This is a genomic window from Streptomyces sp. NPDC059443, from assembly GCF_042750105.1.
Taxonomy (GTDB): domain Bacteria; phylum Actinomycetota; class Actinomycetes; order Streptomycetales; family Streptomycetaceae; genus Streptomyces.
This window is the reverse complement of sequence record NZ_JBHYVM010000020.1, coordinates 123948-146405: the sequence shown is the minus strand read 5'-3', so window position 1 is coordinate 146405 and position 22458 is coordinate 123948. Positions and strand designations below refer to the sequence as shown.

The 22458-nt window shown below is 72.2% G+C and carries 29 protein-coding genes; 20 read left to right on the top strand and 9 right to left on the bottom strand.

The window, feature by feature from the left end; genetic code table 11:
• Together ACFXDJ_RS20705 and ACFXDJ_RS20700 are read left to right on the top strand one after the other, a co-directional pair.
• Positions 1-95, top strand: a 95-nt coding sequence (locus ACFXDJ_RS20705) for an adenosylhomocysteinase (protein ID WP_384663908.1), incomplete at its 5' end; no start/stop codon positions are given.
• Between the two features lie 154 nt (positions 96-249).
• Entirely contained in the window at positions 250-891 is a 642-nt protein-coding gene (locus ACFXDJ_RS20700; protein WP_384649724.1) for a DUF1772 domain-containing protein, read from the top strand.
• Positions 892-974: 83 nt separating this feature from the next.
• On the opposite strand, the gene ACFXDJ_RS20695 is transcribed toward ACFXDJ_RS20700, so the two are convergent.
• Positions 975-1472 (bottom strand): DUF1772 domain-containing protein, encoded by a 498-nt coding sequence (locus tag ACFXDJ_RS20695; protein ID WP_384649722.1) that lies wholly within the window; start codon positions 1470-1472, stop codon positions 975-977.
• Between the two features lie 221 nt (positions 1473-1693).
• On the opposite strand from ACFXDJ_RS20695, the gene ACFXDJ_RS20690 reads away from it, so the two are divergent.
• Entirely contained in the window at positions 1694-2206 is a 513-nt protein-coding gene (locus tag ACFXDJ_RS20690) for a DinB family protein (protein ID WP_384649720.1), read from the top strand.
• Positions 2207-2257: 51 nt separating this feature from the next.
• On the opposite strand, the gene ACFXDJ_RS20685 is transcribed toward ACFXDJ_RS20690, so the two are convergent.
• A complete protein-coding gene (locus tag ACFXDJ_RS20685) occupies positions 2258-2806 on the bottom strand; it encodes a flavoprotein (protein ID WP_384649718.1) in 549 nt (182 codons plus the stop codon).
• A gap of 300 nt (positions 2807-3106) precedes the next feature.
• On the opposite strand from ACFXDJ_RS20685, the gene gdhA reads away from it, so the two are divergent.
• The gene (gene gdhA, locus ACFXDJ_RS20680; RefSeq protein ID WP_384649716.1) at positions 3107-4471 is read left to right on the top strand and encodes an NADP-specific glutamate dehydrogenase; all 1365 of its coding nucleotides are present in this window, start codon (positions 3107-3109) and stop codon (positions 4469-4471) included.
• Between the two features lie 203 nt (positions 4472-4674).
• Complete coding sequence (locus ACFXDJ_RS20675) at positions 4675-6015, top strand: AMP-binding protein (protein ID WP_384649714.1); 1341 nt, start codon at positions 4675-4677, stop codon at positions 6013-6015.
• A 23-nt stretch (positions 6016-6038) separates the two neighbouring features.
• On the opposite strand, the gene ACFXDJ_RS20670 is transcribed toward ACFXDJ_RS20675, so the two are convergent.
• A complete protein-coding gene (locus ACFXDJ_RS20670; RefSeq protein WP_384649738.1) occupies positions 6039-6485 on the bottom strand; it encodes a MarR family transcriptional regulator in 447 nt (148 codons plus the stop codon).
• A gap of 177 nt (positions 6486-6662) precedes the next feature.
• Between ACFXDJ_RS20670 and ACFXDJ_RS20665 the strand changes: the two genes are divergently transcribed.
• Together ACFXDJ_RS20665 and ACFXDJ_RS20660 are read left to right on the top strand one after the other, a co-directional pair.
• Positions 6663-7544 carry an alpha/beta fold hydrolase gene (locus ACFXDJ_RS20665; protein ID WP_384849860.1) on the top strand — a complete coding sequence of 294 codons (882 nt, stop codon included), beginning with the start codon at positions 6663-6665 and terminating at the stop codon, positions 7542-7544.
• 71 nt (positions 7545-7615) lie between these two features.
• Positions 7616-8215, top strand: a complete 600-nt coding sequence (locus tag ACFXDJ_RS20660) for a dihydrofolate reductase family protein (RefSeq protein ID WP_384649710.1) — start codon at positions 7616-7618, stop codon at positions 8213-8215.
• On the opposite strand, the gene ACFXDJ_RS20655 is transcribed toward ACFXDJ_RS20660, so the two are convergent.
• On the bottom strand, positions 8141-9121 hold the full coding sequence (locus tag ACFXDJ_RS20655; RefSeq protein WP_384649708.1) for a helix-turn-helix transcriptional regulator: 981 nt from the start codon (positions 9119-9121) through the stop codon (positions 8141-8143). The genes ACFXDJ_RS20660 and ACFXDJ_RS20655 overlap by 75 nt on opposite strands.
• A 137-nt stretch (positions 9122-9258) precedes the next feature.
• On the opposite strand from ACFXDJ_RS20655, the gene ACFXDJ_RS20650 reads away from it, so the two are divergent.
• Positions 9259-10113: an NAD(P)H-binding protein gene (locus tag ACFXDJ_RS20650; RefSeq protein ID WP_384649706.1), complete on the top strand. Its 855-nt coding sequence runs from the start codon at positions 9259-9261 to the stop codon at positions 10111-10113.
• Positions 10114-10147: 34 nt separating this feature from the next.
• On the opposite strand, the gene ACFXDJ_RS20645 is transcribed toward ACFXDJ_RS20650, so the two are convergent.
• Positions 10148-10654, bottom strand: coding sequence for a GNAT family N-acetyltransferase (locus tag ACFXDJ_RS20645; RefSeq protein ID WP_384649704.1), 507 nt, complete (start codon positions 10652-10654; stop codon positions 10148-10150).
• 9 nt (positions 10655-10663) lie between these two features.
• Positions 10664-11680 (bottom strand): endonuclease/exonuclease/phosphatase family protein, encoded by a 1017-nt coding sequence (locus ACFXDJ_RS20640; protein ID WP_384649702.1) that lies wholly within the window; start codon positions 11678-11680, stop codon positions 10664-10666.
• 368 nt (positions 11681-12048) lie between these two features.
• Between ACFXDJ_RS20640 and ACFXDJ_RS20635 the strand changes: the two genes are divergently transcribed.
• On the top strand, positions 12049-12570 hold the full coding sequence (locus tag ACFXDJ_RS20635) for a hypothetical protein (protein ID WP_384649700.1): 522 nt from the start codon (positions 12049-12051) through the stop codon (positions 12568-12570).
• Entirely contained in the window at positions 12522-12728 is a 207-nt protein-coding gene (locus ACFXDJ_RS20630) for a hypothetical protein (RefSeq protein WP_384649698.1), read from the top strand. The genes ACFXDJ_RS20635 and ACFXDJ_RS20630 overlap by 49 nt, the downstream gene beginning before the upstream one ends.
• On the opposite strand, the gene ACFXDJ_RS20625 is transcribed toward ACFXDJ_RS20630, so the two are convergent.
• Complete coding sequence (locus ACFXDJ_RS20625) at positions 12695-12880, bottom strand: hypothetical protein (protein WP_384649696.1); 186 nt, start codon at positions 12878-12880, stop codon at positions 12695-12697. The genes ACFXDJ_RS20630 and ACFXDJ_RS20625 overlap by 34 nt on opposite strands.
• A gap of 222 nt (positions 12881-13102) precedes the next feature.
• Between ACFXDJ_RS20625 and ACFXDJ_RS20620 the strand changes: the two genes are divergently transcribed.
• The 6 genes from ACFXDJ_RS20620 to ACFXDJ_RS20595 all read left to right on the top strand — a co-directional run bounded on the left by ACFXDJ_RS20620 (position 13103) and on the right by ACFXDJ_RS20595 (position 17957).
• Positions 13103-13648: a toxin-antitoxin system HicB family antitoxin gene (locus ACFXDJ_RS20620; protein WP_384649694.1), complete on the top strand. Its 546-nt coding sequence runs from the start codon at positions 13103-13105 to the stop codon at positions 13646-13648.
• 112 nt (positions 13649-13760) lie between these two features.
• On the top strand, positions 13761-14642 hold the full coding sequence (locus ACFXDJ_RS20615; protein ID WP_384649692.1) for a DUF4097 domain-containing protein: 882 nt from the start codon (positions 13761-13763) through the stop codon (positions 14640-14642).
• Positions 14639-15628 carry an ATP-binding cassette domain-containing protein gene (locus ACFXDJ_RS20610; RefSeq protein ID WP_384649690.1) on the top strand — a complete coding sequence of 330 codons (990 nt, stop codon included), beginning with the start codon at positions 14639-14641 and terminating at the stop codon, positions 15626-15628. The genes ACFXDJ_RS20615 and ACFXDJ_RS20610 overlap by 4 nt, the downstream gene beginning before the upstream one ends.
• On the top strand, positions 15625-16455 hold the full coding sequence (locus tag ACFXDJ_RS20605) for an ABC transporter permease (RefSeq protein ID WP_384649688.1): 831 nt from the start codon (positions 15625-15627) through the stop codon (positions 16453-16455). Before ACFXDJ_RS20610 ends, ACFXDJ_RS20605 begins: the two co-directional genes overlap by 4 nt.
• Before the next feature lie 100 nt (positions 16456-16555).
• Complete coding sequence (locus tag ACFXDJ_RS20600; RefSeq protein WP_384649686.1) at positions 16556-17401, top strand: alpha/beta fold hydrolase; 846 nt, start codon at positions 16556-16558, stop codon at positions 17399-17401.
• Positions 17394-17957 (top strand): TetR/AcrR family transcriptional regulator, encoded by a 564-nt coding sequence (locus tag ACFXDJ_RS20595; RefSeq protein WP_384649684.1) that lies wholly within the window; start codon positions 17394-17396, stop codon positions 17955-17957. The genes ACFXDJ_RS20600 and ACFXDJ_RS20595 overlap by 8 nt, the downstream gene beginning before the upstream one ends.
• Here the strand turns inward: ACFXDJ_RS20595 and ACFXDJ_RS20590 are convergent.
• Both ACFXDJ_RS20590 and ACFXDJ_RS20585 read right to left on the bottom strand, forming a co-directional pair.
• The gene (locus ACFXDJ_RS20590; protein ID WP_384849857.1) at positions 17923-18570 is read right to left on the bottom strand and encodes a hypothetical protein; all 648 of its coding nucleotides are present in this window, start codon (positions 18568-18570) and stop codon (positions 17923-17925) included. The two genes, ACFXDJ_RS20595 and ACFXDJ_RS20590, sit on opposite strands and share 35 nt — an antisense overlap.
• Positions 18560-19288 (bottom strand): 2OG-Fe(II) oxygenase, encoded by a 729-nt coding sequence (locus tag ACFXDJ_RS20585; protein ID WP_384649736.1) that lies wholly within the window; start codon positions 19286-19288, stop codon positions 18560-18562. Before ACFXDJ_RS20585 ends, ACFXDJ_RS20590 begins: the two co-directional genes overlap by 11 nt.
• 166 nt (positions 19289-19454) lie before the next feature.
• On the opposite strand from ACFXDJ_RS20585, the gene ACFXDJ_RS20580 reads away from it, so the two are divergent.
• The 4 genes from ACFXDJ_RS20580 to ACFXDJ_RS20565 all read left to right on the top strand — a co-directional run bounded on the left by ACFXDJ_RS20580 (position 19455) and on the right by ACFXDJ_RS20565 (position 22431).
• Complete coding sequence (locus tag ACFXDJ_RS20580; RefSeq protein ID WP_384649680.1) at positions 19455-20075, top strand: ScbR family autoregulator-binding transcription factor; 621 nt, start codon at positions 19455-19457, stop codon at positions 20073-20075.
• A 299-nt stretch (positions 20076-20374) separates the two neighbouring features.
• Positions 20375-20971: an RNA polymerase sigma factor gene (locus ACFXDJ_RS20575; protein ID WP_384649678.1), complete on the top strand. Its 597-nt coding sequence runs from the start codon at positions 20375-20377 to the stop codon at positions 20969-20971.
• 26 nt (positions 20972-20997) lie between these two features.
• A complete protein-coding gene (locus tag ACFXDJ_RS20570; protein ID WP_384849854.1) occupies positions 20998-21804 on the top strand; it encodes an MGMT family protein in 807 nt (268 codons plus the stop codon).
• A gap of 72 nt (positions 21805-21876) precedes the next feature.
• Entirely contained in the window at positions 21877-22431 is a 555-nt protein-coding gene (locus tag ACFXDJ_RS20565; RefSeq protein WP_384849851.1) for a methylated-DNA--[protein]-cysteine S-methyltransferase, read from the top strand.
• The last annotated feature ends 27 nt before the right edge of the window (positions 22432-22458 follow it).

Sequence of the window (22458 nt, the reverse complement as noted above, 5' to 3'; positions counted from 1 at the left end):
TCGGCGTCAAGCTGACCACCCTGCGCCCCGAGCAGGCCGCCTACATCGGCGTCCCGGTCGAAGGCCCGTACAAGGCCGACCACTACCGCTACTGACCGAACCGGCGGCCGAACGGATCTCGCCACCGGCTCTCGAGATTCACTTGAGAGCCGGTGGAAACCCCATGGCCGGGCATCCGTGGGAGTGCCACGATCGAGTGTCCGTGCCGAGGGCGAGCAGTACTCCCACCACCCCAGACGAGGATCTCCCATGAACCCCAATCCGGCCGGTAGTTCCCAGCAGTACCAAGCCGGCGGCCCGGGCCAGGGCCCGTACCCGGCCCAGCCCGGTTCCTACACCCAGCCCGGTTCCTACGCTCCGCCCCAGCCGCCCGTACCGGCGGCCTCGGACCGCAGCAAGGTGGCCACGGCCCTCCTCCTGGTCTCGACCGTCTTCATCGGCCTGATGGCGGGCCTCTTCTTCGCCTTCGACGTCTCGGTGATGCCGGGTCTGGCCGCGAGCGACGACCGTACGTACGTCACGGCCATGCAGGCGTTCAACAAGGCGATCGACGGCAACGGCCTCTTCGGCATGGTGTTCATCATCGCCCTGCTGACGGCCGGCGCCTCGGCGATCGTGGAGTTCCGCAAGGGCCGCCGCAACGTGGCGATCTGGGTCGGGGTCGCCACCGTGGCCTACTTCATCGTCCTGATGATCACCTTCGCCGTGAACATCCCGCTGAACAACGAGCTGGCCGCCGCGGGCGACGCCACGAAGATGACGGACTTCTCGATCGTCGAGAAGTTCAAGGGCACGTGGGTCTCCACCAACATCCTCCGCACGCTGCTGTGCACCGCGGCCCTGACGGCGCTCTCCCGCGCCCTGGTCCTGTACGGCCGAGCCACCCGCTGAACCGCGCGCTCGACACGAAGTCCCCCGGCCGTCCGGCCGGGGGACTTCTGTCCGTGTTCTGCGGCCGGCGGCGGCGGCCGGCGTCAGCCCATCTGGCCGTGCAGGTACAGGGCCCAGCCCAGGAAGCCGACCGAGGCCGTGCACAGCAGGGTGCGCCAGACGTTGGCGCGGGCCCAGGGGCCCTCGAAGGCGCGGCGGACGGCGGCCGGGTCGCTGATGCGGGCCACCGGACCTGCCTTCTCCAGCGCGTTGTTCAGGGGGATGTTCACCTTGTTGGTGAGGCCCATCGAGACGACGTAGCAGACCAGCGCCGCGATCAGCGGGGGCAGTACGCCACGGCCGTCGGACGGGATGTGCAGGGCCAGGGCCAGGGCGGTGAAGAGGAACGCCCCGATGTAGCCCAGGACGAACCAGCCGTTGAGGATGGCCACGTTGATGCGCTGCATGACCTCGATGACCGTACGGTCGTCGGTGCGCTTCAGCCCTGGCATCACGGCGACGGAGAAGCCGTAGAACAGGCCGCTGACCAGTCCCGTCGTGATGGTGGCGGCGATGAGCGAGGCCAAGCGTGCGGTTTCCATCGTGGTCCCCCTGCTCGTCCGTCCACGGAGGTTCTGGGTCATCGATTCTTCGGGAACGGGTCATCGAATCGTCAAGTAACGGCGATCATACGGGCGGGACCGGTCCGGGGGACGGTGGATTCGAGCGGTTCTCCAGCGGGCCTTGAGCGTCCGTCCGGTATGCGTTGTCCGGCATGTGAAACGGCGCGCGCTGATCCCCGTACCGCTGTGATCATCATCCGATGATCGACGAACAGCGGACCCGGCCCGTCCTGGTGGGCGACGAGCGCGCCACCCTCACCAGCATCCTCCAGTGGCAGCGGGACACCCTGATGATGAAGTGCGCCGGGCTGACGGACGAGCAGCTGCGGCGCCGGGCGGTGGCCCCTTCGGGGCTGAGCCTGCTGGGGCTGGTACGGCACCTCGCGGAGGTCGAGCGAGGCTGGTTCCGCAACGTGGTGGGCGGCGAGGACGTGCGCGGCTACTTCCCGAAGAACGAGGCGGGGGAGTGGACCGAGTTCCACGTCGACCGCGCGGACGCGGACGTGGCCGGGTCGTTCAAGATCTGGGAGGACACCTGTGCGCGCTCGCGGGAGATCGTGGACGCGGCCGAATCGCTGGACGTGACCGGGTCCTACGAGGACCAGAGCTACTCCCTGCACTACGTCCTGACCCACATGATCGAGGAGTACGCCCGGCACAACGGGCACGCGGACCTGCTGCGCGAGGCGATCGACGGGGTGACGGGGGAGTAGGCCCTACGGGGTTGCGGGGCTGTGGGCTTGTGGGCTTGTGGGGTTATGGCGTTACGGGGCTGCGGGCGCGCGGTCCACGGCGTCCAGAGCCACGTCCCACGGGAAGTGCGCCGGCGCGTCCGGGCCGGCCGGGCCGGGGGTGAAGCCGTCCTCGCCGAACAGGACGGTGACCCCGGCGCCGCGCAGGACGGCCAGGGACTGGTCGAACTGCGGGTGGGCGGCGAGGGCGGCGTTCGCGCAGGGCATGGTGACCACGGGGGTGCCCTTGCCCATGGCCTCGGCGGCGACGCCGACGACGAACCTGTCGGTGAGGCCGAGGGCCCAGGCGTTGACCGAGTTGAAGGTGGCCGGAGCGAGGAGCAGGGCGTCGGCCGCCGGCCATACGTCGGCCTCACCGGGCAGTTTGTACTGCCAGCGGACGGGGTGGCCGGTGAGCGCGGCGAGGCCGTCGAGGTTGCCGGACAGCCAGTGCGCGGCGGTGGGGGTGAGGCCGAGGCAGACGTCCCAGCCCCGGGACTGGGCGTCCTCGATGACACGGGCCACGTCGAAGACGGGCGGGGCGGCGGAGCAGAGCAGGTAGAGGGTCTTCGTCGTGGTCATGACGCAATGTGATCATATTGATTGACCTCAAGTTCACTTGAGGGTGCGCGGTAGCGAAGTGGTAGGGATCAGGCGGGGATCGGGCAGGGGCCGGACAGGGATCTGGCAGTGATCCGGCAGTGATCCGGCGGAGCCTCCCTCGCGGGCCGGAAAGACGCATGGCCTTGGTCCGGGCTCACACGGTACTCTCCGCCAGGGGCCGTATTCGGGCCGAATAATTCCGCCATGCGGAATTCGGCGCCGAAGCGCCGAGCCGCATCTCGCCGCCGGTCCCGCTGAGCAACCCAGGAGGAACACACCGTGACGGACCCCAAGGACCCGCAGAGCCGGCTGGACGCGCTGCGCGCAGACATCGAGCGCCGGAACCCCGCCCAGCCCGAGTTCCACCAGGCCGTACGAGAGGTCCTGGACACCCTGGCCCCCGTGTTCGCGGCACGCCCCGAGTACGCGGAGCCGGGCGTGGCCCTGCTGGAGCGGCTCACCGAGCCGGAGCGGCAGATCATCTTCCGGGTGCCGTGGCAGGACGACCGTGGCCGCGTCCACGTCAACCGCGGCTACCGCGTCGAATTCAACAGCGCGCTCGGCCCGTACAAGGGCGGCCTGCGCTTCCACCCGTCCGTAGACATCGGCGTGGTGAAGTTCCTCGGCTTCGAGCAGATCTTCAAGAACGCCCTGACCGGGCTCGGCATCGGCGGCGGCAAGGGCGGCAGCGACTTCGACCCGCACGGTCGTTCCGAGTCCGAGGTCATGCGCTTCTGCCAGTCGTTCATGACGGAGCTCTACCGTCACATCGGCGAGCACACCGACGTTCCGGCGGGCGACATCGGCGTCGGCGGCCGTGAGATCGGCTTCCTCTTCGGCCAGTACCGCCGCATCACCAACCGCTGGGAGGCCGGCGTCCTGACCGGCAAGGGCCAGGGCTGGGGCGGTTCGCTGATCCGCCCGGAGGCCACGGGCTACGGCAGCGTGCTGTTCGCCGCCGAGATGCTCGCGGTCAAGGGCCTGTCCCTGGACGGGCTCTCGGCCGTCGTCTCCGGCTCGGGCAACGTCGCGATCTACACGATCGAGAAGCTCCAGCAGCTCGGTGCGAACCCGCTGACCGCGTCCGACTCCCAGGGCTACGTCGTCGACGACAAGGGCATCGACCTCGCACTGCTGAAGCAGATCAAGGAGGTCGAGCGCGGGCGCATCAGCGAGTACGCGCAGCGTCGCGGTGCTTCGGCCCGCTTCGTGCCGGGCGGCCGGGTCTGGGACGTCGCGGCGGACGTCGCCTTCCCGTCGGCCACGCAGAACGAGCTGACCGAGGCTGACGCGCGCTCCCTGATCGCGAACGGGGTCAAGGCGGTGTCGGAGGGCGCGAACATGCCCACCACGCCGGACGCCGTGCACCTGCTGCAGTCGGCCGGGGTCGCCTTCGGTCCCGGCAAGGCGGCCAACGCGGGCGGCGTCGCCGTCAGCGCGCTGGAGATGGCGCAGAACGCGGGCCGCGTGTCGTGGACCTCGGAGCGCGTCGAGCAGGAGCTGGCGGGGATCATGCGCGACATCCACGCGGTGTCCTACGAGACCGCCGAGCGGTACGGCTCCGCCGGGGACTACGTGACGGGCGCGAACATCGCCGGCTTCGAGCGGGTGGCGGACGCGATGCTGGCGCAGGGCCTGATCTAGGGCTCCTGTCCGGGCCTTCTGTCCGGGCCTCCTGTCCGGGAGGCTGTCCGCGGGCGACGCCGTCCGCCCGCGGGTGTCCGGGGCCCCGGCCCCGGCGCCCGGCCCCCGGACCCCTGAGGACGCGGGACATGCCTGATCGGGGCGATCGGGGCCGTAGCCTGGCCCCGATCAGGCAAGTCCACACGCCGCAGGGGGAACAACCAGTGCTGACCGCGCTCACCGGTGCCTACGGAGACCGGCCCGACGCCCTCACGGTGGCCGGCCGGACCACCTCCTACGAGGCCCTGCTCGGCGCCGCCCGCGCGGTGGCCGCCGATATCGCCGGTGCGCCCGCCTTCGCGGTGACGGCGACGGCCTCCCTGGAGACCGTCGCCGCCGCCGTCGGCGGACTGCTCGCCGGGGTGCCCTTCGTACCGCTGCCGCCCGACGCCGGGCCGGCCGAGCGCGAGCACATCCTCCGCGACTCGGGCGCGGTCCTCGCCGACGTGGACTTCGCGCGGCGCGGGTCCGGATCCGGCTTCAGCCCCGCCCCCGGCTCCTCCGGGGCGGCGCTGATCCTCTACACCTCCGGCACCACCGGGCCGCCCAAGGGCGTGGTCCTCACCGCCGAGGCCGTCGCCGCCGACCTCGACGCCCTGGCCGGGGCCTGGCAGTGGAGCGCCGAGGACACCCTCGTGCACGGGCTCCCGCTGTTCCACGTACACGGACTGGTCCTCGGCGTCCTCGGCGCCCTGCGCACCGGCAGCCGCCTCGTGCACACCGGCCGGCCCACCCCCGAGGCCTACGCGGCAGCCGGCGGCAGCCTGTACTTCGGGGTCCCGACCGTGTGGTCCCGTATCGCCGGGGCGCCGGAGGCCGCCGCCGCACTGGGCGGGGCCCGGCTCCTGGTCTCCGGCAGTGCGGCGTTGCCCGCGCCCGTCTTCCGGGACCTGGAGCGGCTGACCGGGCTGCGGCCGGTGGAGCGGTACGGGATGACCGAGACGCTGATCACCGTGAGCGGGCGCGCGGGCGGCGAGGTACGGCCCGGTACGGTCGGCACCCCGCTCCCCGGCATCCGCACCCGCATCGCGGCGGAGCCGGGCGCGGAGATCGGCGAGCTCCAGCTCACCGGGCCGACGCTGTTCTCCGGATACCTGGGCCGCCCGGAGGCCACGGCCGCCGCGTTCACGGAGGACGGGTGGTTCCGTACGGGCGACATCGCGGCCGTCGACGAGGCCGACGGGGTCCACCGGATCGTGGGCCGGGCCTCCATCGACATGATCAAGTCGGGCGGCTACCGGATCGGCGCGGGCGAGATCGAGAACGCCCTCCTGGACCACCCCAAGGTGAGCGAGGCGGCGGTGGTCGGGCTGCCGGACCCGGACCTGGGCCAGCGGATCGTCGCGTTCGTGGTGGCCGAGGGCGTCACGGGCCCGGAACTCACCGACTTCGTCGCCGCGCACCTGTCGGTGCACAAGCGCCCGCGCGAGGTCCGCTTCGTCGCGGCGATCCCGCGCAACGCGATGGGCAAGCCCCAGAAGAAGCTCCTCCTGACGAACGACTGACCACCGCCGGCCGCCGGGGCGGGTCAGCGGCCGTCGCGGGGGATCAGGTGGCGGGCCAGGAGCTCCAGGGCGTGGGTCACCTCGGCGAGTTGGTCGGCTCCGGGCTCCGCTCCGGGCTCGGACTTGGCCGGGGTGAGGGCGAGGGCGCGGGCCAGGGCCTCCTCTACCTTCGAGGTTCCGGCGGCCCGTACGGCGGCCACGCGGGCGGAGGCGCCGGGCGCCTGGCGGACCAGCGTGCGGCGGCGGTCGGCCGGGTCGGGGGCCGTCTCCACGGAGCCGGCCTCGCGCAGGCGGGCGACGGCGCCGGAGACCTGGCTCTGCGGGAGGCCCGTGCGCTGGGCCGTCTCGCCGACGGTGGTGTCCGGGTGCGCGGTGATGTCACCGGCGACGATGACGACGGAACGGGTGCCGCCGGCGTACTGGCCGGAGCCGCCGGGCGGTTCGGGCAGGGCCTCTTCGCCGAGCTTCATCAAGGCCCGGCCCAGCAGGAAGAGTTCGATTCCATCCACGGGGACACGGTACATCGAAGGAGATGCATCTTTTTTGATCCATCACTCTTGATGGATCTATTTCGATGGGTTATGTTGATTGCAGGGCAGCGGACGAAGGGTCCGGCGCCACCGCACTGCACGCGAAGGAGTCGCCTCATGTCCGCCACCGCCACCGCCACCGCCACCGCCACCGCCACCGCCACCGCCGCGTCCGTGGTCGTCGGCGCGCTTCCGGTACCGGGAGCCGTGCTGCACTACCAACTCCAGGGTTCAGGGCCCCTGTTGCTCATCTCGCAGAGCGGGGAGGGGGACGCCGACCGCACAGTGGATCTGGTCCCGCACCTCACCGACGCCTTCAGCGTGCTGACCTATGACCGGCGCGGCCTCTCGCGCAGCCGGCTGACGGAGCCCGGCCGGACCACGTCCATCGCCGAGCACGCGCAGGACGTGCACCGGCTGCTCGCGGAGGTCACGGACGAGCCAGCGCTGATGCTCGGGTGCAGCCTCGGCGCAGTCATAGGTCTGCACGTGGCGGCCCGGTATCCAGAGCGGCTGAGCACCCTGATCGCGCACGAGCCGGTCGCTCCGCGGCTGCTGCCCGAGGCGGAGCGGGCCCATCACAAGGCGGAGCTCGCGGGGCTCCAGGACACGTACCGCGCGGGCGGACTCGCAGCCGCCTTTCCGGAGATGGCCCGGGTCCTCGGCATAGACCTCGCCGGGCGCGACGCGGAGCCCGGTCTGACACCGCAGCCCCTGGACGAGCGCCGGCGGGCCAACTTCGACTACTTCATCGAGCACGATTTCTCGGCGGTCATCGGAGACACGCTCGACCCGGCCGCCCTCACCCGGACCCGGACCCGGATCATCCCGGCCCTGGGAGCAACCACCCCGACGGCCGTCTTCGACCACCAGTGCGCGACAGCACTGGCGACCCTCCTGGACACGGAGATACGCACCTTCCCGGGCGGCCACAACGGCAACACCACTCACCCCAGGGCCTATGCGCAGCAGCTGCGTTCCTTGCTCACGGCCCGCTGAGGGAGACCGGGCGCGGCAGCTGGGGCGGTTGGCGGTCGGAGTGTCAGCCTTGTCGCCGAGGAGGTCTTCTGATGCGCAGCGTGAGCTATTCGATGGGCGTTTCACTCGACGGCTACATCGTCGGGCCGGACGGTGTCTTCGGCTGGACGGCGCCCGACGAGGAGGTTTTTCGCTTCGTCACCGACGAGATCCGAGGGGTCGGCGTCCACCTGTTGGGGCGACGGCTGTACGAGACGATGCTGTACTGGGAGACCGCCGACCAGGATCCATCGCTCGACGCCCCGATGCTCGAATGGGCAGCGATCTGGAAGCCGCTCCCCAAGGTGGTGTTCTCCACCACGCTGTCGGCGGTGCAGGGCAATGCCCGCCTGGCCTCCGGCGGCCTGGCGGAGGAGATCGAGCGGTTGCGGGCCGATCCGGGGGAGGGCCGCATCGCGATCGGCGGCGCGACTCTCGCCGCCGAGGCGGCGGAGCTGGGGCTGATCGACGAGTACCGGACCAGGGTCTACCCGGTGCTGGTCGGCGGTGGCATTCCGTTCTTTCCCCGGAGCGAGCGCCGGGTGGATCTCGAACTCGTGGAGACCCGCACCTTCGGCTCAGGAGTCGTCTACCTCCGCCACCGCGTGGCGCGCCAGGGTCGCGGCGGTGCGGGTGGCGAGGGTCTGGAGTGAGGCGAGGAGTTCGGGCGGGCCGTCGACCTCGAAGTCGGCGTCGAGCATGAGGAGGTGCAGGGCGAGGCGGTCGGGGGTGTCCGCGCCCGCGTGGACGATGCAGCGGGTGGCGTCCAGGGGATCCACGCGTACGGAGTCCGGGACGCGGGCCCGGATGACCGCGGCAGGGGCGTGTACGGTCACGCGTGCGCGGTGCCGGGACAGCGCGACGTCGACACCGCGCGGCACGAGGTCGGCGGGGGGTGCCTCCCGGGCGGTGAAGCGGGCGCCGCGGCCGGTCTTGGGGGTGAGGCGGTCGACGCGGAAGGTCCGCCAGTCGGAGCGGTCGAGGTCCCAGGCCATCAAGTACCAGCGGCGGCCGGTGTGCACGAGGCGGTACGGCTCGACCTCGCGCGTCGACTCCGTGCCGTCGTGGCCCCGGTAGGCGAAGCGCAGTACGCGCAGGTCGCGGCTGGCGGTGGCGATCTCCGCGAGGGTGTCCGCCGGGACGGTGGGCCCGCCGGAGCCGCCCGGCAACAGGGCGACGGTGTGCTCCTGGAGCGCCGCCACGCGTCTGCGCAGGTGGTGCGGGAGTACCTGTTCGAGTTTGGCGAGCGCACGCACCGCGGTCTCCTCGATGCCCGAGACCCCGCCGCCGGCCGCGGTGCGCAGGCTGACCGCGACGGCGACGGCTTCCTCCTCGTCGAGGAGCAGCGGCGGCAGCGCGGCGCCCGCGCCGAGCCGATAGCCGCCCGCTACACCGGGGACCGCGTGGACCGGATACCCCAGGTCCCGCAGTTTGCCGATGTCGTACCTGATGGTCCGCGCACTGACCGACAGCCGCTCGGCGAGTTCGGGCCCGCTCCAGTCGGCTCGGCTCTGGAGGAGGGAGAGCAGGCGCAGCAGCCGTGCGGAGGTTTCCAACATGGCGTCCATCATCCCCGGATCGCGGCAAGGAGCTTGCCGCAATGGGTGGGATGGTGTGTTCATGAGCGGGGGACGGGTGATCGTCCGGACCCGCGACCGCACGTGCACGGCTGCTTCGTACACATCGAGGAGTGCTCATGATTCTGGTCACCGGTGCCACCGGAAACGTCGGCGGACACGTGGTCCGGCTGCTCGCCGACGCGGGAGCGTCGGTCCGGGTGCTGGCCCGCGACCCGCGGAAGGCGGCCGCACTGGGCGCCGCCCAGGTGGTGCGCGGAGACCTGGGGGAGCCGGAGTCGCTCCCGGCGGCGCTGGACGGCATAACGGCCGTGTTCCTGTTCGCGGTGCCGGGTTCGGGCCCCGCCTTCGTGGCGGCGGCGCGCGCGGCCGGTGTCGCGCGGATCGTGATGCTGTCGTCCGACGCGGTGGACGACGGGGCCGCGGTGCAGGCGAACCCGATCGCGCAGTACCACGCCGACATCGAGGCCGAGGTGCGCGGTTCGGGCATCGCGTGGACGCTGCTGCGGTCGGGCCACATGGCGACCAACGCGCTGCCGTGGGGCGGTCAGACGAAGGCCGGCGACGTGGTGCGCGGCCCGTACGCGGGCGCGACGAGCGCCCCGGTGCACGAGGCGGACCTGGCGGAGGTCGCGGTGCTGGCACTGACCGGGGAGGGCCATGAGAGGCGGACGTACGCGCTGACCGGCCCCGAATCGGTGACGGCCGCCGAGCAGGTGGCGCTGATCGGTGCGGCGATCGGCCGTCCGCTGCGGTACGAGGAGTTGCCGCCGGAGGTCGCGCGCGAGCAGATGAGCCGCTTCATCCCGCCGTTCATCATCGACACGCTGTTCGCGGGCTGGGCGGCGTCGGTCGGTGTGCCGGCCGTGGTGGAGCCGACCTTCGAGAAGCTGACCGGCCGGCCCGCGCGCACCTTCGCACAATGGGCCGCCGACCGCGCCGCGGACTTCGGCGGGGCGGTCGACGGCGCCTGACCGGACGGGCCCGGCCCGGCCCGGTCCAGCCGGGTCAGGCCAGGCGCAGGTCGACGAACGGCACGGTGTGGCCGGGCAGCACGTAGCGGTCGAACTCGACGAAGCCCGCGGCCTGCGCGAAGCGCAGGCCCTCCGGGTTGGAGGTGAGGACGACGGTCTCGATGACCTCGGCTCCGAGCTTCCGGGCCTGCGCGAGTCCGTACGCGTACAGCTCGCGCCCGAATCCCCGGCCCCGGTAGGCGGGCAGGATCCGCGCGATCACGGTGGCGGTCGTGGAGCCCTCCGCCGGCGGGCGGACCGTCATGCATCCGACGAGGGTGTCGCCGAGGTGGGCCACGTCCAGGACGTTGCGCGCGGAGCGCTCCCGTACGGCTTCGAGCGACAGCTCATCCGTGGGGATGATCAGGTTGTGTACGTACTGCCAGTCGCGCAGGGCCGCTTCGAAGCCGGTATCCGTGCCTGAGTCGGTTTCGGGGGCGCGGACCCGTTCCGTACGGAGTCCGGACGCGGCGGCGGGGAGTGCGCGGGCCAGTTCAGTCATGAACGTACGCTAATCGAACCGGATTTCGCCGGTGACGGGCAGGTGATCGCTGCCCGTGGCGGGCAGCGTACGGACGCGGGTGACGGTCCCCGAGCGGGCCAGGACCTGGTCGATGCGGGCCAGGGGGAAGGACGCGGGCCAGCTGAAGGCGAAGCCCGAGGCGGGTGCGTTCAGCCGGGCCGCGCGGAGCGGGGCCAGGCCCCGGTCGTCCACGGTGCTGTTGAGGTCTCCGAGGAGGATGACGCGGCCGGCGGGTTCCGCGGTGAGCACGGCGCCGAGCAGAGCCGCGCTCTCGTCGCGGCGGGCGGAGCCCAGGCCGGCGGGGCCGAGGCGCAGCGACGGCAGGTGGGCGACGTACACGGCGACGGGCCCGTTCGGGGTGGCGGCGGTGGCGCGCAGGGCGCGGTTCCAGTCCGGGCCGAGGCCGGCCGGTCGGATGTCCACCGGGCGGACTTCGGTCAGCGGGTACTTCGACCAGAGTCCGACCGTGCCGTGGGTGGCGTGGTGGGGGTACTCGGCGGCGAGCGCGCCGGTGAAGGCCGGGAGGGCGGCGGGGGTCAGCTCCTCCAGGGCGATGAGGTCGGGGTGCCCGGCGGCGAGGGCGCGGGCGGTGCCGGCGGGGTCGGGGTTCTCGTCGCTGACGTTGTGCTGGACGGCGACGAGGCCGGGGCGTTCGCCGGGCCCGTCCGGGGGGCCTTCGGCGGGGAGGAACAGGCCGCCGAACTGCCCGATCCAGGCGGCGGTGGGGAGCAGCACCGCGACCGCGGCGACGGTGGAGCGGCGCAGGAGCGCGAGGCCGAGGAGGAGCGGGACGGCGAGGCCGAGCCAGGGCAGGAAGGTCTCCAGCAGGCTGCCGACGCGGCCGGGGGTGTTGGGCACGGCGGACGGAAAGCAGAGGAGGACGGCGACCAGCAGGGAGAACACGGCGATCCGGTGCTCCGGCCGCCCCGGCAGCCGGAGACGGCGGACCCACCGCCCGGATCCGGTCCTGCCCCCGGGGCCCGTACCCGAGCCCGCCTGAACCATGCGGCCGTCCCCGTTCGTTCCCGTTCGTTCCCGTTCGTCTCTGCCGTCCCCGCGCGATGCCGCACGCTACGACGACGCTTTCCCCCCGGTTCCGGTTCCCCGGCAACGGAGCTGACCGTTAACGGCGTTAACGCCGTTAACGGTGTCGAGTCCGCGCGGCGGGCTCAGCCCGGCAGCCAGCCCGCCTCGTGTGCCGCGGCCAGCGCGGTGTCGGTGAAACGGGCGACGACGGGTGACGGGGAGTCCGGCAGGACCTGCTCAGCAGCGACCATCCCCTTGCCGGGCGCTACGAGCTCACCCCCGCCGACATCGCCGCCTTCCCCCTCCTCCTGCACGAACGGGCGGCGAACCCGGCCCAGTACGACGAGGTGCGCGGGCGGCTGCGCCCGGCCGAGGTGCGCACCGGCTTCGTCGGGGAGGGACTGCCGGCCGAGCGGCGCCCGGAGGCGGCCGTACCCGGGGACGCGCCCCTGTTGCTGGGCTTCCACTCGGGGCTCCGGCGCAACCAGGCGACGGAGGAGGAGGTGTCGGTCCTCGACGGGCCCTTCGCCGGCGGTACGACCATGCACGTCAGCTACATCGTGCTGGACACCGACAGCTGGTACGAGCGGGGCGAGGACGAGCGGGCCGCGCTGATGTACTCGCCGCGGGTGACCGCGAAGGAGGCGCACGCCCTGGTCGAGGACGCGGAGAGCGACCGTACGGAGCTTCCCGCGGTGGCGGTCGGCCACGGGCGGGTCGGGCACGCGCAGGCGACCGGCCGGGCCCGGCTCGCGGGCGGCCGCGGATCAACCGCCGGGACTTCGCGACGCTGGACCACGGGGTGCCGGGGACTCATTTCGTGTCGCTGCAACGCACGATGGAGGACTTCCAGGCCACGCGGGCGATGATGAACGCCGCCGACGCGCCCGCGCATCACGGGGAGATCGGGATACGGCGCAACAACGGGATCAACGCGTTCATGGACGTACGCAGCCGGGCCACCTTCGCGGTACCCCCGCGCGCGGCCCGGGCCTACCCGGGGCTGGACGTTCCCCGGACCGCCTGACCGACGGCACTCCTGGCCGGGGCCGTCAGGCCGCCGAGGAAGACCGTCGCGAGGCCGCCGCGGGCGGCGAGGAAGAAGTGCCCCGTGCCGTCGAGCCGGAGCGAACCGCCGCCGGGCACCAGCACGGCGAGGGCGGCCCGGGGCGACGTCAAGGTGGCATCCGAATGGCGCCTGACTGGCGCTTCGTGGCGCCGTATGGCACCCAGTGATGCCATCCACGCGCCGAGACACCCACTCACGCCACCCCGTGGCACCCGTATGGCGTCAAGTTGACACTGCCTTTGACCTGCAATTATTCGCTCGATCTCGCAGCTGCTCCAAAAGTGGCGCCACATTGGCTCGACATGGCGCCATCCCTGTGCCATGCTTCAGCCATGGACCTCACGCCCTACGTCACGAACCTCCGCCACGAACTCGCGGTCGCCGCCGAAGCCGGCGGCGAAGATGCCCGAGCCCTCGCCGACCGGATGACCGCGCCCCTCGAATCCGCCGTCCGGCTCACGCTCCTGCACGCCCTCTCGGACGCCATGGGCGAGATCACCCGCGAGCTCGCCCCCGGTTCCGTCGACGTGAGGCTCCGCGGTCTAGAGCCGGAATTCGTCGTCACCGCCCCGCCGCAGGACACGGTGGCCGAGGCGTACCTGCGCACCGCCCTCGCCGAGGCCCCGGCCGAAGCACCGGTCCCCGCCCCCCTCCCGGACGGCGAGGACACCGGACCGGCGCGCATCAACCTCCGCCTCCCCACCCACGTCAAGGCGCGCGCCGAACAGGCCGCCGCCCGGGAGGGGCTGTCGCTCAACGCCTGGCTGGTCAGAGCCGTTTCCGGCGCCCTGGACCCGGCCGCCCCCGGCGGAGCCGCCCGCGCCGACGGTCCGTCCACCCGCCTCGGCGGCAAGAGCATCACGGGCTGGGTCGGCTAGGACCCCGCCCCCGCCCTCCGCACCGCCCCACCTCACAGACCTCCGCCACACCGCCGCCTCCGCCGAACCAACACCATCACCCGGCCCACAGGGCCAAGAGGACGGAACCGTCATGCCTGCTTTCGAGACCCTCAAGCCCATCACCGCCACCCTCCACGTCGAGGTCGGCGACACCAGGGTCACCGCGACCGACCGCGCCGACACGGTGGTGGAGGTCCACCCGAGCACCCCGGACAACAAGGACGACCTCCGCGCCGCCAAGGAGACGAAGGTCGAGTACGCCGACGGCCGCCTGACCGTCCGTACCCCCAAGGCGCGCGGCCTCTTCGGACCCAAGGGCTCGGTCTTCCTGGAGATTTCGGTGCCGAGCGGATCCCGGCTGACCGGCATCATCCAGGTCGGCAACCTCAACGCCACCGGCCCCCTCGACGAGTGCGAAGTCCGCACCAGCGCCGGCAGCCTGCGCGTCGAGCAGGCCGTTACGGCCCGGCTCAAGACCTCGTACGGAGACGTCACCCTCGACCGCGCCATCGGCGACGCCGACGTCAGCACCTCATCCGGCGACGTACGGATCCGCGAGGTCGGCGGCGACGCCGTGCTCAAGAACTCCAACGGCGCCACCTGGATCGACGACGTGGCCGGCGAGCTGCGGGTGAAGTCGGCCAACGGCAACATCAACGTCGGCCGGGCCCAGGCCTCCGTCGTGGCCAAGACCGCCAACGGCAACATCCGCGTGGAGGAAGTGGCACGCGGCGCGGTCGAGTTCGAGACCAAGACCGGACACGTCGAGATCGGCATCCGCCGGGGCACCGCCGCCTGGCTCGACGTCAACTCCAAGTCCGGCCGGGTCAGCAGTGACCTCGGAGCCACCGAGGCCCCCGCCGAGGGCGCCGAGACCGTCAGGGTCCACGCCCGTACCGGCTTCGGAGACATCCGCATCCAGCGCGCCCCGCAGACCATCCCGCACACCAACACGGACGGAGAGGCCCGATGAGCGCCGCCACCACGACACCCACCCGCGTCCAGGACGCCCCGCCCCAGGGGATCACCGCCGTCGGCCTGCGCAAGTCCTACGGGGACAAGACCGTCCTCGCCGGGATCGACCTCACCGTCCGGCCGGGCACGATCTTCGCGCTCCTCGGCCCCAACGGAGCCGGCAAGACCACCACGGTCGAGATCCTCTCCACGCTCATCAGCGCAGACTCCGGCTCCGGCGAGACCTACGTGGCGGGCCAGAGCCTCGACCGCGACCCGGACGCCGTCCGTGCCCGCATCGGGGTCACCGGCCAGTTCGCCGCCGTCGACGGCCTGCTGACCGCCGAGGAGAACATGTTCCTGATGGCGGACCTGCACCACCTCGACCGCGCCGAAGGCCGCCGTCGCACCGCCGAACTGCTGAGCCAGTTCGAGCTGACCGCGGAAGCCAAGAAGCTCGCCTCCACCTTCTCCGGCGGCATGCGCCGCAAGCTCGACCTGGCGATGACCCTCGTCGGCAGCCCGAGCCTGATCTTCCTCGACGAGCCGACCACCGGCCTCGACCCGCGCAGCCGCCGCGTGATGTGGCAGCTCATCCGCGAGCTCACCGCCCAGGGCGTCACCATCTTCCTCACCACGCAGTACCTGGACGAGGCCGACCAGCTCGCCGACCGGATCGCCGTCCTCGACAAGGGCAAGATCGTGGCCGAGGGCACCGCGGAGGAGCTCAAGCGGCTGATCCCCGGCGGCCACATCCGGCTGCGCTTCGGCGACCAGGCGAGCCTGGACGCGACCGTCCGCCACCTGAACCTTCCCGCGCTCACCCGCGACGACGAGAACCTCACGCTCCAGATCCCCAGCGACGGCGGCATCCCCGCCCTGCGCTCCGTCCTCGACCTGCTGGAAGGCGCCGGCATAGAGGCCGAGGAACTGACCGTGCACACCCCCGACCTGGACGACGTCTTCCTCGCACTCACCGGCACCCCGAAGGAGCCCCGGCGATGACCACCACGACCCCCAGCGCCCAGACCGGCGCGAAGACCACGTACGCGCTGCGCGACTCCATGACGATGCTGCGCCGCAGCCTCAAGCGCGCCCGGCGCTACCCGTCCATGACGATCACGCTCGTCGCCATGCCGATCGTGATGCTCCTGCTCTTCGTGTACGTGTTCGGCGGCGCGCTCGGCGCCGGCATCGAACTCCCCGGCGGCGGAGTCGGCGACCGGGCCTCGTACACCAACTTCGTCGTCCCCGGCATCCTGCTGATGGCGGTGACCTCCAGTGCGATCGCCACCGCCATCTCGGTGTGCAGCGATATGACCGAAGGCATCATCAACCGGTTCCGGACCATGTCGATCTCCCGGTCCTCCGTCCTCACCGGGCACGTCTTCGGCAATGTCGTACAGACCCTGATCGGGCTCGTCCTGGTCCTCGGAGTCGCCTTCGTCGTGGGCTTCCGCCCCAACGCCACCCCGGTCGAATGGCTCGCGGCCCTCGGCATCCTGACCTTCCTCGGCTTCGCCCTCAGCTGGCTCTCGGCCGCCATGGGCCTCGGCGCCGGCAGCGTGGAGGCGGCGAGCAACGCCCCGATGCCCCTGACGCTGCTGCCCTTCCTCGGCAGCGCCATAGTCCCGCCGGAGTCGATGCCGACCGGCCTGCGCTGGTTCGCCGAGTACCAGCCCTTCACCCCGATCATCGACACCCTGCGCGGACTGCTGCTGGGTACGGAGATCGGCAACAGCGGTGCGATCGCCCTCGCCTGGGTGACCGGCCTCAGCCTCCTCGGCTACCTGTGGGCCCGCTCCTCCTTCAACCGGGAAGCGAAGCGCTGAGCGGGTCGGAGAGGGAGGGTTGACGCGGCTGGCTAATAGGCTTAGCTTTAAGGCAACAGGGATTAGCCAGCAGCAGTTAATCGCTTCCGGGGGACGGGCCATGACGGACTTTCTGAGCATCGAAGACGGACGGATCGCGTACGAGGTCACGGGCGAAGGCCCGCTGATCGTGCTCGCCCACGGCATGGGCGACAACCGGGCGGCCTACCGCGAGACGGCCGCGCTGCTCGTCGCCGCCGGGTACCGCGTCGCCGCCACCGACCTGCGCGGGCACGGCGAGTCGAGCACCGGCTGGGCCTCGTACACCCGTACCGACGTGGCGGGCGATCTGCTCGCCCTGATCCGGCACCTCGGCGGGCCCGCCGTCATCGTCGGGCACTCCTTCGCGGGCGGCGCCGCCACCATCGCGGCGGCCCAGGAACCCGAGCTGGTCGGCGCGATCGTCGAGATCAGCCCCTTCACCCGGGCGCAGAAGATCGAATTCGGCGCCCTCGGGTCCAACGCCCGCTACCGCAAGGGCATGCTCCTCCTCATGGGCACCGGCATCCTGCGCAGCGTGGGACTGTGGATGCGCTACCTCGACCACGCCCACCCGGGCGCCCGCCCCGCCGGGTACGCGGAGCACCTCGCAGCCCTCGCGACCGACCTGGGCCGCCCCGGCCGGATGGCCGTCGTCGCCAAGATGGGCATGTCCGCCCCCACCGACGCGGGCACCCGCCTCGGCGACGTCAAGTGCCCCGTCCTGGTCATCGAGGGCACCCTCGACTGCGACTGGGCCGACCCCCGCGCCGAAGGCGAGGGCATCGTGGCGGAGCTGCCGGCCGGGCTGGGCCGCGTGGAAATGGTCGAGGGCGCGGGTCACTACGCCCACACGCAGTTCCCCGCCGAGACCGCAGCCGCCGTCCTGTCCTTCCTGTCCCTCCAGGGCGAGGCCGACCGTGCCTAGGGCCGCGCTCTCCGCGGACGCGGTGGTCGACCTGGCGCTGCGCATCGTCGACGAAGAGACCCCGGCGGCCCTGACCCTGTCGGCGGTCGCCGGCCGCGCGGGCGTGGCCACCCCCTCGCTCTACAAGCACGTGCGCAACCTCGCGGAGCTCCGCGACCTCCTCTCGGCCCGGATCCTCCACGAGATCACGGACGAGGTCGGCGAGGCCGTCCTCGGCCGCTCCGCCGACGACGCGATCCGCGCCTTCATGACCGCCTGGCGCGGCTACGCCGTACGCCACCCGCACCGCTACGCCGCGCTGCTCCACAGCCCGGAACCCCGTACGGCCGAGGTCGGCGAACGCCTCGTCACCATCCTGCTCGCCACGCTGCGGGCCTACGGGATGGAGGACTCGGCGGCCATCCACGCCGCCCGCTGCCTGCGCGCCACGACCCACGGTTTCGTCTCCCTCGAAACCGGCGGCGCCTTCGCCCTCCCCGAAGCCCTGGACGAGAGCTTCGACCTCCTGATCCGGATGGTCGTCACGGGGCTCCACGCCGGCCCCGCGACGAACTGACCGAGGGCCGGAAGAACCCCTCGCCCTCGCCCTCGTGCTCGCCGGCCTCCTCGCCGAACTCCCAGGTCCCGCCCTCCGCGGTGGCGCCGCGCAGCCCCCGTACGGCGTCCGGTCCCGCCAGTTCCCGCAGGCGGGGGTCGTGCAGGGCGGCGAACGCGAAGGTACGGGCCGGGTCCCAGGCTGTGCTGTGCCGCAGTCGCCGGCTCATCTGCGCCCAGCCCGTCACGGCCCCGGTCACCACCCAGGCCCGCGGGCCCTGCGCGGTCAGCCGGCGGGCCGGCCGGAGCCAGGACGCGGCGGACTCGGGCCAGTCCACCGTCGCGAGGACCCGACCGCCCCGCGCCCGCCACTCCTCGGCGAAGGCGGCCGCGGCGGCCCGCAACGCGTCGTCGCGCCCGTGCCCCACGGCCACCGTCACGAGCTCGTCGCCCGGCCGCGTCGGGAGCCCCGCCGGTTGCATGGCCGGGAACCCGGTCAGGAGCCCGATCAGTGCCGAGAGCTCAGCCGCCGTGTGCGGGGGAGGAGCCACCGGGAACCCTTCGGGTCCCCCGGCCGCGCCCGCTCCGAGCAGCGGAGACGCCTCGCGCCCCCGCCCGCCGTGCCTACGCCGCATCGTGGAACACCAGCCCCAGCGCGTGGCGCCGGCCGCTGCGGACCGTGCTCACCCCGTGCCGCGCGGCCCCCGCCGACCAGCCCCGCTTCGAACGCACCGGACGGTCGCGGGTGGTGAACACCAGGCCGTGGCCCTGGGCCAGTGCGGTCGTGGTGCCCCGCGACTGCGCGCGCGGCCGCTGTTCCACGAGGAGGAACTCCCCGCCCGTGTAGTCGGTGCCGTACGCGTTGAGGCCGATGACCACCTGCAACGGGAAGAGCATGTCGCCGAAGACGTCCCGGTGCAGGGCGTTCCAGTCGCCCGCCCCGTAGCGCAGCAGGATCTGGGCCGAGCGGTCCTGCCCGGCCCGGTGGCACATCTCCAGCCACTCGCCGAGCGAGTCGGGCCACGGCGCGGGCCTGCCGAGCCGTCCGGCCCAGTCGCGGGCGATGCCCACCAGGTGCGGGTAGAGCGCTGCCCGCAACGCGGCCACCGGCTCGGGGAGTTCGTGGGTGAAGTAGCGGTACTCGCCGGACCCGAAGCGGTGGCGGGCCATGTCGACGGTGGTACGGAACCGTCCGGAATCCTCGTACAGGGCGATGAGGCCCTCGCACTCGGCCGGGGTGAGCAGCTGCGGAGTCGGCGCGCACCCGTAGGCGTCGAGCTCGGCGGAGAGGGCGGACCAGTCGGCCGCCCCGGCCCGTTCGCCCGCCCACGACGGCGCGCTGCGAGGGGCGATCGGTGCGACAGAGGCCGGGACAGTGCCGCTGAGCAGCGCGAACCTTCGCCGCACCCATGAACCTGGAGAAGGGAGCGGATACCCTTCAGACAGAAGGTTTCCTTCAGTTGGACGGGCAGAACCTCGTGAAAAAGCCCATCAACGCCGAGGCCAGAGGTTGCTGATCATGTCCAAGATGGAACGCGCGGCGCGAACGCGAAAGACGATCCTCCACGCCGCCGCGGTGGTGTTCGAGGAGCACGGCTTCCACGGATCCCGCCTCACGGCGATCACCAAGCAGTCCGGTCTGACCATGGGGGCGATCTACTTCCACTTCGCCTCGAAGGAGGAACTGGCGCGCGCGGTGATGAACGAGCAGGGAGACGACCTCGAACTCCCCGGCGGGCCGGACGGGTTGCAGCGGCTGATCGACATCACGATGTACCTGGCCGACCAGCTGAGGGTCAACGAGCTGCTGCGCGCCGGAGTGCGGCTCGCGGTGGAGCAGCGGGCGTTCGGGATGCGGGACGAGACCCCGTACATGAACTGGGCCGGACTCTTCCGCGAACAGCTCGTGGCGGCGCGCGTCGCGGGCGACGTACTGCCCGAGGTGGACGAGGCCGACCTGTCACTGCTCCTGGTGAGCGCGTACAGCGGTACGCAGCTGCTGTCCGAGCTCGTCAACGGCAGGGCGGACCTCCCGGAGCGGATCCTCGTGATGTGGCGCTACCTGCTGCCCGGCATCGCCACCCCGCAGGCCAGGGCCCGGCTGCGGCTCGGGATCGGCGCAACGCCCATCCCCACCTAGCAGTTGACGACCCGGACTCCCCCTGCTGCTCATCCCTGATTCAGTCGGCGCAAGGAACATAGTGAACGCTCTCTATGTTCTAGAGTGGAGCGAAGGCGGCCCTCCGAGCGGCGGCCTCGGCATCGAACCGGTGCCACGGCTGAGGCGCTCGTACGAGGCGATCGACGCCGATGATCCCGTGCTCCGCGCACCGGCGGGGGCACCGCACGCCACATGAGCCGACAGCGCGCGGAGCCGCCGTACCCCGGCACTCCGCCGCGACCGGCAACCCTTTTCCCGGGGACGGTGTTTCGTTAGTGATGGACAAGGTGGCCGAGCAGTTAACGGACCTGCTGGCGACGGACCTGGACGACGGTTTCACGGAACTGGTCAGGATCCACGCCAGGGGTGTGCACGCGTTCCTGTCGCGCGTGTCCGGATCAGCCGCGGAGGCGGACGATCTGGGTCAGGACACGTTCCTGCGCGCCTACACGGCGTTGCAGACGTACTCGCCGGCCCGACGCCGGGAGCTGCGCCCGCGCGCCTGGCTGATGACGATCGCGGCGAACGTATGGCGCAATCATGTACGCAGCAGCACGCGGCGGCCGGTGTCGGCCCTGCGCATCGACGATGCGCAGGACAGCTGGGCCGACACCGGGCCGGGACCGGTCGAGCACGCCGTCAACTCCGACGACCGCGGCCGCCTGGTCGCGGCGCTGTCGGAGCTGCCGGAGCACTACCGGATACCGGTGGTACTGCGGCACGTGGTCGGGATGAGCTACGCGGAGGTGGCCCAGGTGCAGGGATGCCCCGTGGGCACGGCCAAGGCACAGGTCTCGCGCGGAATGGGAGACCTGCGCCGCCTGCTGGCGCCGGAGGAGGAACTGAAGGAGGAGCTGAAGGAGGTGGCTACGTGAGCAGAAACGATCATGAGGGGTCATCCGTGCCACCGGTGGCGGGCGACGGCGACCCCGGACAAGAGCCGGGCGAGCTGGGCACCCCGCCGGTTCCCGTGGACTTCGCGCTGCGCATCCTGCAGCGCGTGGGCATTTCCCGCGAGCGCTACGACACCTACGTCCGGCTGGACACCCCGGCGGGCGCGCTGTTCGTGGCGTTCACCCCGGAGACCGTCAGCGGATCCGCGCTCGGCGGCGCCGGGCTGACGGCCGAACGGTTCGAGGAACTGCACCGGGCCCGGACGGGCCGGTCCGCGATCCCCGCCCGCAAGACCTTCCCCGGCCTGGTGGGCGCCCTGCGCACCGGCCGGGCCCGGAGCCTGCCCCTGGACCTGGACGCCGTGGACCCGGCCGACGCCGCCGTGCTGCGAGCCGTACGGGCGATCCCGTACGGGCAGCTGCGACCGCTCTCCTGGATCTGCCGGGAAGCCGGGCTGCCGTCCCCGGACGCCCTCGCAGGCATCCCGGGCGCCCTGGCCCGTAACCCGTTCACGGTGCTCGTCCCGTGCCACCGGGTCACCTACGAGAACGGCTCCCCCTGCGACTCCGGATACCTCCCGGCCACCGGGGACGCCCTGCGCGACGCGGAGGGCATCGACCGGGCCGAGGTGGACCGGTGGTCGCGCAGCGGCTCCGTGTTCCTCGGCAGCGACACCACCCGTATCTACTGCCACCCCACCTGCGCCCACGCCCGGCGCATCACCCCGCCCCACCGGGTGCCGTTCGCCACCACGAGGGACGCCCGGCGGGCGGGATACCGAGCCTGCAAGAGCTGCCGGCCGCTGCAGGCCTGAGCACGACCGCGCCCAAGGAGTCCCGTGATGCCTGTGATGTCCGTGATGCCAGTGACCCCCACGATGCCCGTGATGCCCAGCAACTCCCCTGCCGGTGCCGCCTCCCCGGGCGTCGCACGGACCACCCACGTGACGGCCATCGGCCCGCTGCGGCTCGCCGCCACCGACCACGCGCTCGTGTACTGCGGATTCCAGGACCCCGACACCGTGGACCTGCGCATCGCGCGGGCCGGACTGACCCCGACACCGGAATCCGAGCGGACGCGGACACCGCGCCAGACCGAGCTGCTCGCGGACGCCCGCGTCCAGATCGACGAGTACCTCGCCGGCACGCGGCGTTCCTTCACGCTGCCGGTCGACCTGGTCCTGGCGACGCCGTTCAGCCGGCAGACCGTCCTGGCACTGGACGCGTTCGTCCCCTACGGCAGTACGGCGACCTACGCGGAGCTGGCCGGCGCGCTCTCCCGCCCCCGCGCGGCCCGCGCGGTCGGCACGGCACTGGGCGCGAACCCCCTGTGCGTGGTCCTGCCCTGCCACCGCATCGTCGCCTCCACCGGAGCCCTGGCCGGCTACGCCGGCGGCACCGAGGCCAAGCAGCACCTCCTCGACCTCGAAAGAACCGCCTGACGTTCGGCCGTGACTTCGGGCATCGGC

Coding starts and splice junctions, on each gene's coding strand:
- ACFXDJ_RS20575 (WP_384649678.1), top strand. CDS start 20,375: ATGGACAAGGTGGCCGAGCAGTTAACGGACCTGCTGGCGACGGACCTG.
- ACFXDJ_RS20660 (WP_384649710.1), top strand. CDS start 7,616: ATGCGCAGCGTGAGCTATTCGATGGGCGTTTCACTCGACGGCTACATC.
- ACFXDJ_RS20580 (WP_384649680.1), top strand. CDS start 19,455: ATGTCCAAGATGGAACGCGCGGCGCGAACGCGAAAGACGATCCTCCAC.
- ACFXDJ_RS20670 (WP_384649738.1), bottom strand. CDS start 6,485: ATGAAGCTCGGCGAAGAGGCCCTGCCCGAACCGCCCGGCGGCTCCGGC.
- ACFXDJ_RS20695 (WP_384649722.1), bottom strand. CDS start 1,472: ATGGAAACCGCACGCTTGGCCTCGCTCATCGCCGCCACCATCACGACG.
- ACFXDJ_RS20615 (WP_384649692.1), top strand. CDS start 13,761: ATGCCTGCTTTCGAGACCCTCAAGCCCATCACCGCCACCCTCCACGTC.
- ACFXDJ_RS20700 (WP_384649724.1), top strand. CDS start 250: ATGAACCCCAATCCGGCCGGTAGTTCCCAGCAGTACCAAGCCGGCGGC.
- ACFXDJ_RS20565 (WP_384849851.1), top strand. CDS start 21,877: ATGCCCAGCAACTCCCCTGCCGGTGCCGCCTCCCCGGGCGTCGCACGG.
- ACFXDJ_RS20590 (WP_384849857.1), bottom strand. CDS start 18,570: ATGCGGCGTAGGCACGGCGGGCGGGGGCGCGAGGCGTCTCCGCTGCTC.
- ACFXDJ_RS20665 (WP_384849860.1), top strand. CDS start 6,663: ATGTCCGCCACCGCCACCGCCACCGCCACCGCCACCGCCACCGCCACC.
- ACFXDJ_RS20605 (WP_384649688.1), top strand. CDS start 15,625: ATGACCACCACGACCCCCAGCGCCCAGACCGGCGCGAAGACCACGTAC.
- ACFXDJ_RS20685 (WP_384649718.1), bottom strand. CDS start 2,806: ATGACCACGACGAAGACCCTCTACCTGCTCTGCTCCGCCGCCCCGCCC.
- ACFXDJ_RS20600 (WP_384649686.1), top strand. CDS start 16,556: ATGACGGACTTTCTGAGCATCGAAGACGGACGGATCGCGTACGAGGTC.
- ACFXDJ_RS20690 (WP_384649720.1), top strand. CDS start 1,694: ATGATCGACGAACAGCGGACCCGGCCCGTCCTGGTGGGCGACGAGCGC.
- ACFXDJ_RS20655 (WP_384649708.1), bottom strand. CDS start 9,121: ATGTTGGAAACCTCCGCACGGCTGCTGCGCCTGCTCTCCCTCCTCCAG.
- ACFXDJ_RS20645 (WP_384649704.1), bottom strand. CDS start 10,654: ATGACTGAACTGGCCCGCGCACTCCCCGCCGCCGCGTCCGGACTCCGT.
- ACFXDJ_RS20640 (WP_384649702.1), bottom strand. CDS start 11,680: ATGGTTCAGGCGGGCTCGGGTACGGGCCCCGGGGGCAGGACCGGATCC.
- ACFXDJ_RS20650 (WP_384649706.1), top strand. CDS start 9,259: ATGATTCTGGTCACCGGTGCCACCGGAAACGTCGGCGGACACGTGGTC.
- ACFXDJ_RS20610 (WP_384649690.1), top strand. CDS start 14,639: ATGAGCGCCGCCACCACGACACCCACCCGCGTCCAGGACGCCCCGCCC.
- ACFXDJ_RS20620 (WP_384649694.1), top strand. CDS start 13,103: ATGGACCTCACGCCCTACGTCACGAACCTCCGCCACGAACTCGCGGTC.